Annotated in this window: 15 protein-coding genes; 14 read left to right on the forward strand and 1 reads right to left on the reverse strand. The window is 48.2% G+C overall.

All coding sequences use genetic code 11. The annotated features are described in order from the left end of the window. On the reverse strand, nucleotides 1-625 hold a 625-nt coding region (locus J4G07_08985; protein ID MCE2414125.1), incomplete at its 3' end, for a hypothetical protein. 318 nt (nucleotides 626-943) lie between these two features. On the opposite strand from J4G07_08985, the gene J4G07_08990 reads away from it, so the two are divergent. The 14 genes from J4G07_08990 (at nucleotide 944) to J4G07_09055 (ending at nucleotide 16,715) form a co-directional block, all read left to right on the forward strand. Beyond that, nucleotides 944-1,165, forward strand: coding sequence for a hypothetical protein (locus J4G07_08990; protein ID MCE2414126.1), 222 nt, complete (start codon nucleotides 944-946; stop codon nucleotides 1,163-1,165). Between the two features lie 527 nt (nucleotides 1,166-1,692). Then, a complete protein-coding gene (locus J4G07_08995; GenBank protein MCE2414127.1) occupies nucleotides 1,693-1,836 on the forward strand; it encodes a redoxin domain-containing protein in 144 nt (47 codons plus the stop codon). An 18-nt stretch (nucleotides 1,837-1,854) separates the two neighbouring features. Beyond that, nucleotides 1,855-2,190: a peroxiredoxin family protein gene (locus J4G07_09000; GenBank protein ID MCE2414128.1), complete on the forward strand. Its 336-nt coding sequence runs from the start codon at nucleotides 1,855-1,857 to the stop codon at nucleotides 2,188-2,190. A 68-nt stretch (nucleotides 2,191-2,258) separates the two neighbouring features. Next, nucleotides 2,259-3,362 (forward strand): bifunctional diaminohydroxyphosphoribosylaminopyrimidine deaminase/5-amino-6-(5-phosphoribosylamino)uracil reductase RibD, encoded by a 1,104-nt coding sequence (gene ribD, locus J4G07_09005; protein ID MCE2414129.1) that lies wholly within the window; start codon nucleotides 2,259-2,261, stop codon nucleotides 3,360-3,362. Between the two features lies 1 nt (nucleotide 3,363). Beyond that, nucleotides 3,364-4,035 (forward strand): riboflavin synthase, encoded by a 672-nt coding sequence (locus J4G07_09010; protein ID MCE2414130.1) that lies wholly within the window; start codon nucleotides 3,364-3,366, stop codon nucleotides 4,033-4,035. A 144-nt stretch (nucleotides 4,036-4,179) separates the two neighbouring features. Then, the gene (locus J4G07_09015) at nucleotides 4,180-5,412 is read left to right on the forward strand and encodes a bifunctional 3,4-dihydroxy-2-butanone-4-phosphate synthase/GTP cyclohydrolase II (GenBank protein MCE2414131.1); all 1,233 of its coding nucleotides are present in this window, start codon (nucleotides 4,180-4,182) and stop codon (nucleotides 5,410-5,412) included. 49 nt (nucleotides 5,413-5,461) lie between these two features. Continuing rightward, entirely contained in the window at nucleotides 5,462-5,941 is a 480-nt protein-coding gene (locus J4G07_09020) for a 6,7-dimethyl-8-ribityllumazine synthase (protein MCE2414132.1), read from the forward strand. Between the two features lie 18 nt (nucleotides 5,942-5,959). Further along, on the forward strand, nucleotides 5,960-6,580 hold the full coding sequence (hisH, locus tag J4G07_09025; GenBank protein MCE2414133.1) for an imidazole glycerol phosphate synthase subunit HisH: 621 nt from the start codon (nucleotides 5,960-5,962) through the stop codon (nucleotides 6,578-6,580). Between the two features lie 94 nt (nucleotides 6,581-6,674). Continuing rightward, nucleotides 6,675-8,288, forward strand: a complete 1,614-nt coding sequence (locus J4G07_09030) for a GAF domain-containing protein (GenBank protein MCE2414134.1) — start codon at nucleotides 6,675-6,677, stop codon at nucleotides 8,286-8,288. Between the two features lie 153 nt (nucleotides 8,289-8,441). After that, entirely contained in the window at nucleotides 8,442-9,872 is a 1,431-nt protein-coding gene (locus J4G07_09035) for a sigma-54-dependent Fis family transcriptional regulator (GenBank protein MCE2414135.1), read from the forward strand. 222 nt (nucleotides 9,873-10,094) lie between these two features. Then, complete coding sequence (locus tag J4G07_09040) at nucleotides 10,095-10,397, forward strand: EutN/CcmL family microcompartment protein (protein ID MCE2414136.1); 303 nt, start codon at nucleotides 10,095-10,097, stop codon at nucleotides 10,395-10,397. Between the two features lie 104 nt (nucleotides 10,398-10,501). Beyond that, a complete protein-coding gene (locus tag J4G07_09045; GenBank protein MCE2414137.1) occupies nucleotides 10,502-10,789 on the forward strand; it encodes a EutN/CcmL family microcompartment protein in 288 nt (95 codons plus the stop codon). Beyond that, nucleotides 10,786-11,379 carry a hypothetical protein gene (locus tag J4G07_09050; GenBank protein ID MCE2414138.1) on the forward strand — a complete coding sequence of 198 codons (594 nt, stop codon included), beginning with the start codon at nucleotides 10,786-10,788 and terminating at the stop codon, nucleotides 11,377-11,379. The genes J4G07_09045 and J4G07_09050 overlap by 4 nt, the downstream gene beginning before the upstream one ends. 161 nt (nucleotides 11,380-11,540) lie before the next feature. Then, on the forward strand, nucleotides 11,541-16,715 hold the full coding sequence (locus tag J4G07_09055) for a T9SS type A sorting domain-containing protein (protein MCE2414139.1): 5,175 nt from the start codon (nucleotides 11,541-11,543) through the stop codon (nucleotides 16,713-16,715). Nucleotides 16,716-17,042: the final 327 nt, after the last annotated feature.

Genomic DNA, 17,042 nt, shown 5'->3' on the forward strand with positions numbered 1-17,042 from the left:
CATCGTGTAAACTTTCCGATATCAGACACCATTGAATGGTTACATTTTCACAATGGTAGATAGAGACTGTTTCATCAACACTCCAACTTGCCGACACATGGTCAAGGATTATATTTTTCTGATACCTGCCTGCTATGGCATCTGCATCATTATCCGTTTCATTTCCCAATCTTACCCTTATGTACCTGATGATTACCTCACTGGCATTAATTGAAAGCTGATATCTCCTAAGGCAAATACCGTCTCCAGGGGCTGTCTGTCCGGCGATGGTGATATAGGGGTTGGAAATTTTCAATGGGCTTTCAAGGGTGATAGTTCCCGAAACTCTGAACACAACGATCCGCGGTCCTTCTGCTTCACAGGCTTCGCGTAAGCTGCCGGGTCCGGAGTCGTTCAGGTTCGTCACCATGATCACTTTTCCACCTCTACCGCCGCGTGTCACGGCACCATAACCTTCAGCACCCGGAAACGCTGGAACAGATGGAGCATCCGCGAGAATACCAATACATATAAAAAACCAGCATCTGTTCAGAAATGCTGGCTGGCGAAAATAGTTTCGGAAAATGATGTTACCGACGAAGCAAAATAAATCCAATTGCTTTGTTATGAAAGATTTCTTTTTCATTTTTACCTCTCTTATCAGAATCAGTAGGTTGTGTTTCCATTTTGTGAGTGGTTACGAGTATTGCTGCGAAATAGACGAATCCGAGATACCGAACCCCTATCGGTATCTACTATATGATTTCTTGTTCATTTTCAATCCTCAAAATAAGCTTCAGAATGGTCAAGGAGATTATCGCTTTTACTTAATAGAATTATAGCGTATTTGATGAGGACATTCAAGGAAGCGTCGCGATCCGACAGAACTCCCTAACTTGACTTCCAGAAGTGAATCTATTATAATTTACTATAAAACTTTGGTCGTCTCTATAAAGGAGAATCTATGAGTCAAACAACATCCAAACAACGTGATCCAGATATGCTTGATGAATATGATTTCAGCGAAGGGGTTCGGGGAAAATATGCGAAACGATACCATGCAGGAACAAACCTGATTCGGCTTGACGACGACGTAGCCGAAATGTTCCCAGACGCGAAATCTGTTAACGATGCCTTGAGAGCGTTAGGAAAAATCATCGCCGAGCACCAGCAAAAAACTTCATAAGCCAGAGCCAATTTCTCTCCGGTGTCCCTCTCAAACTTACCCAACACCCTTGTTAAGGGAGCACCCCTGTTATACACTTGCCGCCCCGCTGGGGCTTTGTCTTTTCTGAAACGTTTTCTACACACATGTCGCCCCGCTCGGGCTGAAGATACCGCAATACACAATTACCAAAATCCGCGCAATCCGCGCAATCCGTGTCATCCGCGATTCAGACAATGAACACCCACATTCCCCAATCACAATTCTTATCTTCATTTTCAGAGTAACTTTCTATAAACCGCCCATCAAAACCATCAAAAACCCAGTCATCATCTATATTCACAACTTTTTTCAAATCCACCCTTTTTCAGAGTTTACTCTGAATACTCTGAAACTCACAACATCAGCAATAACACCACAATCCTGAAAATCCTTGAATCCTGAAAATCCTGATTCAGACAATAAATTTCCCAACGACTGATCGCTGAAATCCGACAGTTATCCGCGAAAGACTTGACATGCACCGCACTTTCTGATACAGTATGCCCATGCCACGGAAAAACAAAGTTCTCAACATCGGTGATACCGCGCCACCCTTCACGCTCCCATCACATCAACGCGGAGAAGTATCGCTCGAAACGTATCACGGGACACACCACGTCGTCCTAACCTTTTTTCGGGGGACGTGGTGACCGAACAGCCGTCGTCAGTTGACGGCAGTACAAGAAAACGTTGAAGGCTACGCCGCGTACACAGCCACCCCGCTCGCCATTGCCGGGCAGTGGCCCCGTGAACTTCGAGGCTATGCCGATAAAAACGGCATCACATTCCCGCTACTGGTAGATAAAACAAGGGACATCATCAGAAGCTACGGTGTCTACCACTGGCTCAGTTTAGAGGCTTACAACATCGCACGTCCGGCAACATTCATCATTGACAAGACAGGGATTATTAAATATATGTACATCGGTTCGCATCAATTCGACCTCGCAAAGCAGTCAGAAATCCTCGAATCCCTGAAAGAGATCGCCGCGTCACAAAAATGATTTTGACTTCTCATCGAAATGTGATATAATTTAATAAATAGACTTTCGGGTGTAGATAACACATCGCCATGGACGAAACACACATAGCCTTTATGCGACGTGCCCTGGATTTAGCACGACAAGCAATAGGACGCACGAGTCCCAACCCTCTCGTTGGCACGGTCATTGTAAAAGACGGAAAGATTATCGGTGAAGGGTATCACCAGAAAGCAGGAGCCCCACACGCCGAAGTCCATGCGCTTAACGCTGCTGGTGAGGATGCCAAAGGCGCGACGCTTTACACAAATCTTGAGCCGTGTTGCCACTGGGGACGGACACCGCCCTGTACAGAAGCACTGATTCACGCAGGCATCGCGCACGTCTACATCGCAGAGGTCGATCCGAACCCGAATGTTGCTGGCAAGGGGGTTCAGCAACTCCAAGATGCCGGTATAAGCGTCCACGTAGGTGTTTGCGAACAGGAAGCGTCAGACCTAAACGAGGCGCATCGGAAATACATTCAAACCGGTAGACCCTTTGTAATCCTCAAAATCGCTATGAGCCTCGACGGGAAAATCGCCACCCCTTCTGGGGAATCGCAATGGATTACGTCCGAGGCATCACGGCAACGAGGACATGAGGTACGGGACGCAGTAGATGCGATCCTCGTCGGTAGAGGTACAGTCGCAAGCGATAATCCCGCGCTGACGACACGACTTCAGGACAGAGAAGGGCGGGACGCAATCCGGATTGTATTGGATTCTCTCGGGAGAACACGCACGGATGCACGGATTTTCAATCCCGAAAGCGAGGCAGATGTTATCGTGGTAGTAACGCCAAAGGCACCCTCTGAAAATGTTGATGCCCTCGAAAAGGCAGGCGCGGAAGTGATAACCGTTCCAGCAGCGCACGGAAACAGCGTCTGTTTCAAGCGTTTGATGGAAGTATTGGGGAAACGTGAAATAACAAGCGTCCTCATAGAAGGTGGCGGCGAAATTAATGCCTCGGCACTCGCCGCAGGGGTCGTGGACAAAGTTATGTGTTTCATCGCACCGAAACTCATCGGCGGACAGAATGCCCCTGGACCGATCGGGGGTGTAGGAATCCGCAGTTTAACCGATGCAACGAACCTACAGCGAGTAAGCATCACACCGATTGCTGAACACAACTTTCTAATTGAGGGGTATCTATAGCATGTTCACCGGGATCGTCGAAGAACTCGGAACGATTAGAAGCATACAGGTTAAATCTCAAGATGCTATCGTTGAGATTCAGGCGACCGATGTTCTCAGTGATGCGAAAGTCGGCGACAGCATCTCCATTGACGGTGCCTGTCTGACGATCCGTTTCCTCACATCCGAAACATTCACCGTGGATGTATCCGCGGAGACCTTGCGTCGCACGACTTTAGGTGAACGGAAGGGAGGAGAGCACGTCAATTTAGAACGTTCACTCCGACTCAGCGATAGATTGGGCGGACACCTCGTCCTCGGACACGTTGATGAGGTCGCGACAATCCGCTCGTGGAAAGATGAGGGGGATGCCTCTGTGATGCAGATAACAATGAGTCGCACCGCCAGACCTTATGTCGCATACAAAGGATCCATCACCGTTGATGGTGTCAGTTTAACGGTATCAAATGTCCACGCGGATGCCTTTGAAGTCACGCTGATTCCGCACACAAAAGACGTTACGACCTTCGGAACAAAACGGACAGGTGATACGGTTAACCTCGAAGTCGATATCGTCGCGCGTTATCTCGAAACGCTGTTAAAAAATACCGAAGAGGAGACAGAGTTGCGTAAACAATCCTCTTCTGAAACCCTTAATTTAAGCTTTTTAGCGAAACACGGCTATATCGATTAAATGGTTTTCAGCACGGGTTGCTACGCAATCTTTTCAGTTTTTAGTCATTGTTAAGAGGTTTTCGTTTAACAAAGGTTGCCTCTTGTTCCGATAACCATTAAATCACAGAAGGCGTCATTTAACGCTTGGCGTATAATTAATAAAATGTCAGACACATTTAATACCATTCCTGAAGCACTCTCTGCAATCCGAGACGGTGAAATGATCATCGTCATTGATGACCCCGATCGCGAGAACGAAGGTGATCTCATCATGGCGGCAGAAAAGGTGACAGCAGAGCGGATCAATTTCATGGCGAAATTCGGCAGAGGGTTGATATGCCTACCGACCTGTTCAGAACGCCTTGCCGAACTTGAACTCCACCCTATGGTAGCGTCCAACACTGCGCAAATGCAGACCGCCTTCACAGTCACCATCGATGCGAAAGAGGTGACAACCGGTATCTCTGCACAAGAACGCGCCTATACCATCCGGAAATTCGTTGAGTCCAACGCTGAACCCGCAGACTTCGTCCGACCCGGACACATCTTCCCCTTAGAAGCAAAACCCGGAGGCGTCCTCCGACGCGCAGGGCATACCGAAGCCACTGTCGATTTAGCGCGAATGGCAGGGCTATACCCAGCGGGGGTCCTCTGTGAAATACTCAACGAGGACGGCAGCATGGCACGCGTCCCTGAACTCATGGAATTTGCCGCGCAACACCAGCTCATAATCATCACGATTGCTGACCTCATCGCATACCGGCGTGAGACAGAAACACTGATCCGACGCGTCGCAACCGCTGATATACCAACCGCACACGGTGAATTCAAACTATACGCCTACGAAAGCACCGATACAGGCGGTGAAACCGTAGAGGGAGATAAAACGCACATTGCTCTCACAAAAGGAGATTTGACCGATCCATCTCCAATTTTGGTCCGAGTACACTCGCAATGTCTCACGGGCGATGTTTTCGGATCCCTGAGATGCGATTGTGGCGAACAACTCGAAATCGCGCTTAAAACCATCGAGCAGGAAGGCAGAGGTGTCCTTGTCTACATGCGACAAGAGGGTAGAGGCATGGGACTCAAAGGGAAACTCAGGGCATATCAGTTACAAGACAACGACGGATTAGACACCGTCGAAGCCAATGAACATCTTGGGTTCCCCGCAGATCTGCGTGATTACGGCATCGGGGCACAGATATTGGCCGATTTAGGCGTTCAGAAAATGCGATTGATGACAAACAACCCGCAAAAGGTTACAGGATTGTCAGGACACGGACTTGAAATCGTCGAACGGATCCCGTTGCAAACCAAGCCGAATGCATTTAACCGCCGATATTTAGAAACCAAACGTTCCAAACTCGGCCACCTCCTCCTACATGAGGAATAAAGAATGGAGAGTGTAGGGGCAGCCCTTGTGGCTGACCTCCCATAAAAATATGCCAAACGTTTATGAAGGACATCTTCTCGGCGAAGGTCTCACGTTCGGTATCGTCGTCAGCCGATTTAATAGTTTCGTCACCGAAAAACTCCTCGCTGGTGCCTTGGATGCCCTAAAACGGCACGGCGTCGATTTGGATTCTGTCGATGTTTTCTGGACCCCCGGTGCCTTTGAAATTCCGGGAATTGCCAAACGTCTCGCAGACAGCGAACGCTATGACGTCGTCCTCTGTCTCGGGGCAGTTATCCGAGGAGCGACCCCCCATTTTGATTATGTCGCCGCCGAAAGCGCGAAAGGAATCGCCAACGTCTCATTCAACACCAACATTCCCGTTATCTACGGTGTCATCACCACAGATACAATAGAACAAGCACTTGAACGCGCCGGTATCAAGGCAGGGAACAAAGGGTCTGAAGCCGCTATCGCAGGAATCGAGACCGCTAACCTTTACAAAGCAATTGAAAAGGCGATTACATAACTGATAACTATAAAATATATGATTGCAATTATAGATTACGAAGCCGGGAACCTTACGAGTGTTGCGAGAGCCTTAACACACCTCGGATATAAAAACGAAATTACATCTGCCGCAGAAAAGATACTCACTGCTGAACGCGTCATTTTCCCCGGGGTCGGTGCCGCAAAAGCCACGATGCAAACACTACAGAAACGCGGATTGAACCAGGTCCTCGCAGACTGCTACCGCACAGGTAAACCGATGCTCGGTATCTGCATCGGTATCCAAATCCTCTTTGAACACAGCGAGGAAGAGGATGCCGAATGCTTAAACCTTCTACCGGGACGTGTAAAGAAATATCCTACGACAGATACAGAAACACAAACCGAAACACTCAAGGTGCCACAAATCGGTTGGAACGAAGTGTATCAGACGAAACCGCACGCAATTTTTGAAGGTGTTCCGAATCCCGCACACTTCTATTTCGTCAATTCCTACTATCCTGAGCCAGCATCAGAGGATATCGTCATCGGAAAGACGACGTATGGTCTTGAATTCTGTAGCGCGATTGCCCACGAGAATCTCATTGCAACACAGTTCCACCTTGAAAAGAGTGGGAGCGTTGGTCTAAAGATGCTCAATAACTTTCTAAAAGAATAGCCATCAGCAAATTGGCTCTCTGCAAAGAGGTGTTCTCGTGAATCTACCCTCTCTTTCTACTGGCTGATTGCTGACCGCTGACTGCCCCAAAAAAATGCTAACATTCTTTCTCGCAGTCTTTGTGCTTCTCATTAACGTCAGTGTGCATCTGTTCCAGATATCGGAGTACTATCCGGCGATAAGTCACTGTTATTATGGCGTGATCGTTCTGTCAGTTTTTTACACGAAACCTCGCGGGCAGAACATTTTATTCGGGATTACGACCGTAGCCAATTGGATTTACGTCTTCCGTTATCCGAACCACACTGAAAGTATTATCATAGCATTGCTCTATCCGTTTGTCGCCTATGGCGTTATCCGCATTATTCGACACTTACAAACCCAAAGGCGTAGTAGGGTCGAACAGATAGAGGAGATAAACAGTGTCAACGCAAATTTAGAAAAACAGGTCCGGGACATCTCTACACTTTTTGAGGTCAGCCAATCCGCGAATGCCAATCTTGATCTGGAGGGGCTCTTTGAGCGAATCATTGAAATTCTATCCAAGCGACTCGGTATCTACCGCGGGGCTTTGCATCTCTATGAAAACGGGCAGGTCGTTACTTCCACAGAAGTTGTTTTAGGGCTTACACCCGCAGAGATGAAACGCGGTACCGACAATCAGATAGAAGATATCCAAAAACAGGTGCTCGCATCAGGGAAAGCGATAGGCGTTCCACAAACCCGAAGCCCACTGAGTTCCATTAAACTCTTTGAGCCGGAACGCGTTGAATCCAAAGACGGGATAGCTTTCTGGTGCATTCCGATTATCGTAGAGGAAAACGTCATTGGGACACTGACGATCGATAAAGCCTCTGATGAATTCTCCGCTGAGGATGACCGGCGACTCTTGACAATTATCGCCTCCATTATCGCACAGCGCGTCAAAATCCAACAGACAATTGATGCCCTCGTTGAATCCGAACGCATGGCGACCTTGGGGCGGTTGGTCCGAACTATCGCACACGAGGTCCGAAATCCTTTAGGGAGCATCCGACTCGGCACACAACTGCTTCAACACAGCGACGCAGAGTTCGGTTCAGCGGAAGCACGCCATCATGATGATCGTGATCGCGCGACTTTCGAGCCAGTCGAAACCTATTCTGGAGACATCCAACTCTCTCAAAATGAGATTGAGGAATACACAGGAATCATTATAAAAGAGGTGGACAGGCTAAACCGATTCATTGAACAATTACTTGCCTTCAGTAAACCCGCGATGGAGGTCGCAAAACTGAGCGATATCCATCAACTCCTTGAGAGTAGCTTGGCTATCTGCCGACCAGAGTTGGAACTTCGCGCGACGACAGTCATCACGCAATACGGCGACTGCCCAGAGGTCAATGTCAATGCGGATGGGATTACACAGGTGCTTCTGAATCTATTCTACAACGCCATAGAAGCAATGGACACAGATGGAACTTTGACAATTCAGACAGAATACGTCCCAGAAACGGAAACCGTGCGCGTCCGAGTTCAAGATGATGGACCCGGGATTCCATCTGAAGATATACCCATGCTGTTCGATCCGTTTTATACCACTAAACAGAAAGGGACGGGGTTAGGACTTTACATCAGCCAAAAAATTCTCGCCGAACACCGAGGTGGCATTGAAGTCGATGCCAACCTTGAGGTAGGGACAGCGTTTGTCATGTCACTTCCCGTATAGATGTGTTTACACACGTATAATGCAACAGAGCGGAATCATAGCGAACCGCAAGTAAAATTAAAAATATAGTCCCAAGCAACGCGCCGGGACGGCTCAACGGAGAGCACGTGAAAGTATCAAAATGCCTTATCGAACCCCAAGGAAAATTAAAAAATGTCAAATCTTGTGTTGATTGCTGACGACGACGACAGCCTCAGACAAATACTCGCCGCGACGCTCCAGAGAGCAGGCTATGAGACACTCAAAGCCCGAAGTGGAGCGGAGACGCTCGCCTGTATCAAGGAAACGAATGTTGATGTCATTCTGCTTGACATTTGGTTAGGGGATGCCAACGGAATTGAACTCATCGAGGACATTCAGGGGCACAATACCACCGCATCTATTATTATAATCACTGCCCACGGAACGACTCAGACTGCTATCGATGCCGCAAAGCAACGCGCCTATGGATACCTCACAAAACCAATTGATCAGCGACAATTGCTTGAGCTTGTATCGCGCGCTGCGGATGCCAGCAACCAAACGAAAAACGTCAAGACATCTACAACGCCTATTGATGTGGAGGGGCAGGGGAGAATGGTCGGTCAAAGTCCGGCAATGCAGGAAGTCTATCATAAAATTGGACGCGCTGCCGTCAGTGACGAAACAGTCCTCGTTTTAGGTGAAAGTGGAACGGGCAAAGAACTTGTCGCCCAACTCATCCATCAAAACAGTGACCGATCCCAAAATCCATTCGTCGTTGTTGATTGTGGTGCCATGCCTTCGAGTCTTATTGAAAGCGCGCTCTTTGGACACGTCAAAGGTGCCTATACCGATGCACATACCGCAAGGAAGGGGAAATTTCAACAGGCAGACAGCGGGACAATCTTTCTCGATGAAATCGGTGAATTGCCGATTGAAGTTCAGATGAAATTGTTGCGCGTCCTACAAGAACGAGAGGTTGAACCGATGGGCGGGACCGAGACCCACGCGGTTGACGTCAGAATCATCGCGGCAACCAACCGACGACTGGAAACCGCGATTGAGCAGAAAGCCTTCAGGGAGGACCTCTACTATCGTCTCAACGTCATTCCCATTTCCTTGCCACCTCTACGAGAGCGAAAAGGGGACATCCCGGAACTCATAGATCTGTTCATTCGCAGGTTCGTTGAAGAATACCAACTCCCCAAAATCGGCATCTCCGCGGAAGTCACAAAACTTCTTACAGCGCATGAGTGGCCCGGGAACGTGCGCGAATTAGAAAATGCCATCAAACGAGCACTCGTCATGTGTTCAGGGCAAATGTTATTACCTGAGCATTTCGATCCGATACTCGAAAAATCGATCCCTGCCAGTGAACTGGGAAATCTTGACACACAAATTTATAATTTGCTTCAAGCGCACATTCAGCACTATATGGAATCCGAGACATCGCCAGACGAACTGTATGCTGAAATTCGAGCGATCTTTGAGAAACCGCTCTTTAAGATCGTGCTTGAGCATACCAAAGGAAATCGGAGCAAAGCGTCAGACATCCTTGGGATTAACCGGAATACGCTCCATACAAAACTTGTTGAATACAATCTCGTTTTTGAGAAAATATAGGCGTGTTCTCTTCATTAGAAAAATATATGTCTTAAACTAATTTTCGTAACCGTAGTCCGTAATGAAATTATGCCTTAAATGGCATAATTTGTCTTTGCTTTACATTTGGAGGTGTTTTTGCTTGGGGGTTTCCCCTAGATATACGTAAAGGAACTTCAAGCCTGAAACCTACCTGTCCGAACCGCAAGGTAAAATTAAAAATCCGCAAGGAATAATTAAAAAATGGATTTAGGAAAAGTGATTGGAACCATCGTCGCAACTCGAAAAGACCCGAGTTTAGAAGGTTCACGCCTCCTCATCGTGCAACCCTTGGACGAAAAACGCGACCCCATTTCTGAACCGCTCGTCGCTGTGGATACGCTCCACGACGCAGGCGTTGGCGAAACGGTCTACTATGTTACCGGCGGCGATGCCGTAAGTGTCACTCCCGGTAAGCGGATGCCGGTCGATGTTGCCATAGTTGGTATCGTCGATTCTATTTCGCTGGTCGACACAGAGAACGGCGGTCAGCCGTCAGAGGAATAACGATCAGCAGTCAGTTGGCAGTAGCGGGAAACGTGTGGAATTCACGCAACACGTAACTGCCACACATCTTAACCGATAACCGGAGATCGATAAGAAATAAAAAAATGTACATTGCCAAAGTAATCGGAAAAGTCGTTTCTATCGTTAAACATCCTGCATACGAAAATCGTACACTACTGCTCATCCAACCGTTGAGCGTCAAATCTCAACTCGTTCGCACCCCAACGATTGCTGTCGACTATGTCGGTGCTGGTGAGGGGGATACAGTGATAGTCGGTGCAGGTCCCGGTGTAGCACAAGAGGTATTCGGCATTGAAGACGCACCGATCCGAGAACTCGTCATGGGGATTGTCGATCGGGTTGATATAACACTTCAGGAGGAACCAACATGAGACGCATGACGCTAATTATCTGCTGCCTCATAGCGATCTGCTTACACCTCAATGCGTGTAGAGTTGCACAGGTGTTATCCACACAGTATAGCGAAAATATAGCGAGTGCCGCCTACGGCACCGAAGCAAACCATCCCGGCATGAACGATGGAAGTTTGGAAACGCTGGCAACACTCCCGGCGCGCAATGAGCGGAATTTCATCATCAGATTCGCTGAGGTCCATCCGGTCCGAAAAATTATTATTCACAATAGCAACCTCTTCCGGTTCGAGATGGATTACCTGAACCCTGAAACCGGCGAATGGGAGACTTTTCATACAGTCATTCAGCGACGCAATATCGGCGATGAACGGGCACAAGCCGAATTCGTCTTTGACAGGTTGAACTTCCAAACGAAGATGATTCGCGTCGCCGTTACTCGAACTGTTGATGATGTCATTGTGAATAAAATAGTAGCGGAACCCGGTGACAAAATCGTTGACCGGCGGACAACACTCGTGGGTCAATACTATCCACACTATCGCGTTATGCAACCCGCAATCGCCCAAATCCGAGAGATTGAAGTCTATCACCTCGCCGATAATAAGTAGGGAACTGTCAGTAATCAGCAATCAGCATCGAGGGATAGGGTGGAAGGATGGGTACCCACTCTTCCACCCTTCCAATCTTCCATTCCCCACATTATTTAAAGAAAAACGAAACCTATCGCAACAAACACTGTAAAAAGGTCCATCTGATTACGGATATGAGAATGAAACTTCATCCCATAGCACTGCGCGCGCCTGCGTATAAACGGTTACCACTCCTATTAATAACGTTCTTCCTTTGTTTTAATATCTTCCCCCTTCCCATCCTGAACCCGGAAACCGATTCTTTTGGGCTCGCAGCTGCAGCACCGACTTCCTTAAGAAACCAAAGTGCTCGCACTTTGACAAGTAACAGCGCAAAAACCCGAAGAGAGATTGAATTAGTCAGTAGTACCTTGCAGGGTGTAACGATCCAACTCATCATCCCTAAATCCGATTTCCTTCTCGAAAACAGCGGAATGGCAGTCGGCAGTCAGCAGTCGGCAGTCAGCAAGGACACTTTGTTAAACGCAGATCTCTTTGCCGAAAGCCGAGAGCCGAAAGCCGAGAGCCAATCTATATCTTTTCCTGGATGTAACTTCACTACCGAATTCGGAACACTGCACCTCCCGATGCAATCTACACTTATAAGTGTTCCACCCGACGTTGATTTCCAATTGCGGGTGATTGATAAGGATTTCAGCACACGTAAAATAGAAGCACTCCCTCTCACGTCAGCCAAACAAAAGGATAGTTTCTTCCCTGCGCGTCTCGCAGAAATCGGAGAAGCGGGTTGGATCCGAGAGAATCGCGTCCTCCCGATTCAAATGAATCCTGTCCAGTACAATCCTGTCCGGCGTGAAGTCAGACTCTACCACCGACTCGTTGTAGAAGTGCGCTTTCGCGGGACTCGGATGTCTGTACAACCTAACGTGTTATCGACGACACCGATCGGTTCACATACCGAATCCACGGTATTTGACGCAATTTTCGCTGATATGCTCGTTAACCCACAGAGTGCCACGAAATGGCGTTCCCGCCCTATTTCACCAGGAACAGCGCGAGCACCAGCGGCACCAAGCGTTCCATTCACAGGACCCCGCTATAGAATCAGGGTCACCGACTCTGGAATGTACAGCATTACGGCGCAGGATCTCGCAGCTGCCGGTGCCAATTTAGAAACGATAGTTCCAAGAACATTGACACTGACAAATAAAGGGAAACAGATACCGATTTTTGTCCGTGGCGAAGACGACAAAAGATTCGACCCAACAGACGAAATCATCTTCTATGGGGAACGTCAGCACGGAGAAAATAGTTATATCGATCCCTATTCCGATGAGAACATCTATTGGCTTTCTTGGGGGGCAGGACCAGGGATCCGAATGGCTACAAAGACCTCACTCCCAAAAGCAAATAACGCGCAAACTTACCGGTGGTTTCTCACACGCGCACATATTGAGAAAGACCTACAGTTCAGACGTTTCCGTAATGTGAACCTAACAGCAAGCCAGACATATATAGAATTTAGTCAAGGGTTATTACAGCGTCAGTTTACGCTGACCGAGCTGCCACCGCTTCCAGATGACAGCTGGTTCTGGTCCCAACTCGCCGCTCCCGCATTGAAAACATTCACCTTCAAGCTTCCAGGTGTCTCTGAGACAGCGCTACCTACAACAGTCCGAATCAGCCTGCACGGGAGATCCAACACGCCGCACCTATGTACGATTTGGCTAAACGATAAAATCGAATTTGGGGAAGCCCGCTGGAATGGCGAAACCGAATACCAAATTCATAACCAAGATATACCGCAGTCGTTTCTTAATGAAGGACAAAACGCGATTCGAATTACAAATCCCGGTAACCCTGAAGCCCCTATCGATATTATCCTGTTCAATTGGCTTCAAATCGACTATTGGCGTGATTTTGAAGCAGAAACGGATGTGCTACCCTTTGCAATTACCCCATTCCGGGACGAAACAGGTGCTGTAAACGCAAGTTTCGAGGTCGAATTAAAGAACTTTTCCGTCCCAAATATCGAAATTTATGGCATCGACGGCACACGTTACGTAGGCTTATCCGCGCTTGTTGACGAAGATGTTCCTGGAACGTATCGGGTCTTCTTCCGCTCGTCCCAAATTCGTCCTAAAGCCGCGGACGATCCTACGATCCAATACATTGCCCTCACCCCGAACCAGTTCCAAAAACCGAATATCTCGGTAGACACGGCATCCGATCTGCGCAGCACGCACAACGCGGCGGACTACATTATCATTACACATGACCACTTTATTCACGACGTTCAGCCACTCGCCGACTATCGCGCCCAACAAGGACTACGCACCAAAGTTGTTGATGTCCAAGACATCTACGATGAATTTAATGAGGGCATTCTCAATCCCAAGGCTATCCGTGAATTCCTCAATTACGCCTATCACAATTGGCAGCCCCCTGCTCCGACCTATGTCTTTCTCATAGGCGATACAAATATCGATATCAAAAATAAACCTAATTTCGTCCCGACGATGCAGGTGCAAATCCCAGGCTACGGATCCAGTGGGTCCGACCATCAATTTGTTACATTTCGAGGGGAAGATAGTTTTCCAGACATGCTTATCGGTAGAATGCCCGCGAATAATCGCGTAGATCTCCGCATATTCATCGAACGCACCATCAGTTATGAGACTTCCGCTTCAGTCGGTTCTTGGCACAAACGGTTCCTCATGCTCGCAGGTTCAGATCTCAGATTCCACTGGCAAACCAGTCAGCTTATCACCCACAATCAGCTGAATGCCAGATACGAAACCCAACGTATCTACGCCCCCCATACGGACGAACCAACTTTGAGTGACGATACTGTCCTTACCCCTATCGGTAGGCGGGTGATCGACGGCTTTAATGACGGTGCGAGTATAGTGAACTATATTGGACACGGTGGCGGCGGTATATGGTCATCCAGCCGGATGCTCGACTTTGCAGATCCCGAACAGAACTTAACCAATATTTCACAACTCCCCTTCGTTATCAGTATGACCTGCTACACAGGGGCGTTTGAAGGGAATAAAAACAGTCTCGTTGAAGAACTCCTGCGCTCGGAAAACGGTGGTGCCATCGCCGTCATCGCCGCAACCAGTATTGGACTGTTAGATGGCGACTATATACTGAATGCCGAAATATTTGACGTTATCTTCAACAAGCAGACCCGCAATTTCGGTGCCATCCTCGGACAGGCGAAAACCCAGTTCCTCATCAATGCGCCCAGATTCCTTGATCTCGCCGAAGTCTTCACGCTTTTCGGGGATCCAGCGACAAACTTGAAAATACCGAGCAATGAGATTCAGGTCACCGCAGACATTAGTCCCCAGCAAGGACGAAACGCCTCTCACGGAGATACTTTTCTCTCCGTTTCCGGGACGCTATCGGATAGGAACTTTAATGGAGATGCCGAAATTACTGTTGTCCCGACAACTGAAACCGCACTTTCAAAAGATATAAAACTGGAACCGGAAATCGTTTCTATCGCCAATGGACAGGTCAACACGGAAATACGGGTACCCGCTGATCCCGACTTTGATGTCGGGGCTGTCCAGATTTACGCATGGGATGCAGATGAAGAGGCTTTAGGGCATGCAACCTACAAGGTCTTAGATCGGTATGTCAAAAACGTCCGTCTTACACCTTTTCCCGTTGACTTAAATCAGCCCACGCACCTTTACGCAGAAGTCGTTGACGAAGATGCTATTGACCAAATAATGCTCTATTGGAGTTTGGATGGTCACGAATTCTTTACAATCCCCGTTGTGCCGCATAGAGGCACTACCTATAGGAGTGAGCGACCTATCCCCGGATATTCCACCGAGGAAATTATCGATTATTACGCCGAGATTAAAGTTAAAAGTGGGCGAGCATTTCAAACCGAGCTTATCACTTACGATGTGGGATATGAGGAAATTGACATTGACCTCCTCCTGTTAAATCAAACCCTTACATGGGATACAACACCTCCCTTTACACTCTCAGTCCAAATCCGAAACCCAGAGAACCAAACGGTTCAAAACGTACCTGTCCAGTTCTATGTAAAGACGTTGAGCGGTGACACCGATATCTCCAATACAAACGTCAACCTTGCGTCAATACTCACCGCACTCCAAGGTGCTACGCCAATCGGAGATCTCCAGATACTTCCCGAAGTTCTACCGGGGAGTCAAGTTGTCGTAAGCGTTCCGTGGCAACCGCCACCCGGTGAATATCTTGTCATAGCCTACGTAGATCCGCCATCTGCTGAACTGCCAAACGGAAGTATCATTGAAAAACGTGAAAGGAATAATTGGGCATCGAAACAGTTCTCGGGCAATCGTATCATTCTTACACCCGAAACGCTCGATCAGCCCATCCAGAGTCCAGATGGTATCTTTCGTATTGCTGTTCCGTCTGGCAGTGTGGAAACAGGTGCCGTCCTGACTTATAGCGAAGAAGCTCTTACCGTTACCAACCAACCCGATATTACAGCAGTACTCTCAACGTCTGTCCTCGCCTATCAATTTGACGTGGAGGCATTGGGGTTGCAAAACCTTCCTACACTGGCGGTAACCGCCACTTTCCAAAAAGTGGGAGAGAACTCCGATTCCCGAAAAGATGCTCATATCTATCAGCGCGACAGTGACAACGGGAATTGGATTCGTGTCGGCGAGGAAGTCAAACTGCCGGGGACATTTGCGTTGCTCTCACATAATGACACAAGTCCACCCGCACTTGAGTTAACCCTCGACCACCAAGGTTTCGTCGATGGCGACTATATCTCCGATACACCAACGATCTCAGTGCGGATTGAGGACGCAAACGGGATTGATCCACGTTCAGAGAATATGATCCTCACCAAAAACGGTGAAAACGTGCCGCAAGATGAGTATGTGATTGCAGCATCGCCGACGAACAACAATCTACTCCTGATTACCTACACGCCGGTCCTGGAACCCGGTGAATACCGCATCCGTTTACAGGCACAAGACGCAAACGGCAATATCTCAGATACGGAGCGCACTGCGACTGTCGCTGGGGAATTTGAAATCAAAAATATTGCCAACTTCCCGAATCCTTTTCTGCCCGGAAGCGGCACTTACTTCGCTTATTACCTCACGGGAAGTGCGGACGAAGTCAGCCTGAAAATCTACACGATTACAGGTCGCCGTATCATCGCCATTGACACACTCGATGCGTCCGTCTCCTTCAACGAATTCCACTACGACGGCTATGACGGTGATGGCGAACCGCTTGCGAACGGGGTCTATCTCTACAAATTTACCGCCCGAAAAGGGGATATCCGCAAACAGAAGGTCGGAAAAATCGCCGTGCGGAAGTAGCACAGCAATTTATAGTAAAGTCGAAAAATATGTAGACGGTAGGAGCGGTTTCCTAACCGTTCCATAGGTGTCAATTTAAAAAAAGGGTGGTTTTCCCATCTCCCAGGTCCGGTAGGTGCGGTTTCCCAACCGCACCGGATCGTCCAAAAAAGGCGTGAAATTCGATAATTTCTTAAAACTGAATAACCCTACTGGGAGGCTGGATCCACTTGACAAATTGTCTCTTCTCCTGAAAATCCTAAAATCTTGTAAATCCTGATTCTGACGACTCTTCTTCACCCTTACCAAAATCCGCGCAATCCCTATAATCCGTGAAAATCCGCAATT

It is taken from the genome of Candidatus Poribacteria bacterium, from assembly GCA_021295715.1.
In the GTDB taxonomy this organism is placed as follows: Bacteria; Poribacteria; WGA-4E; order WGA-4E; family WGA-3G; genus WGA-3G.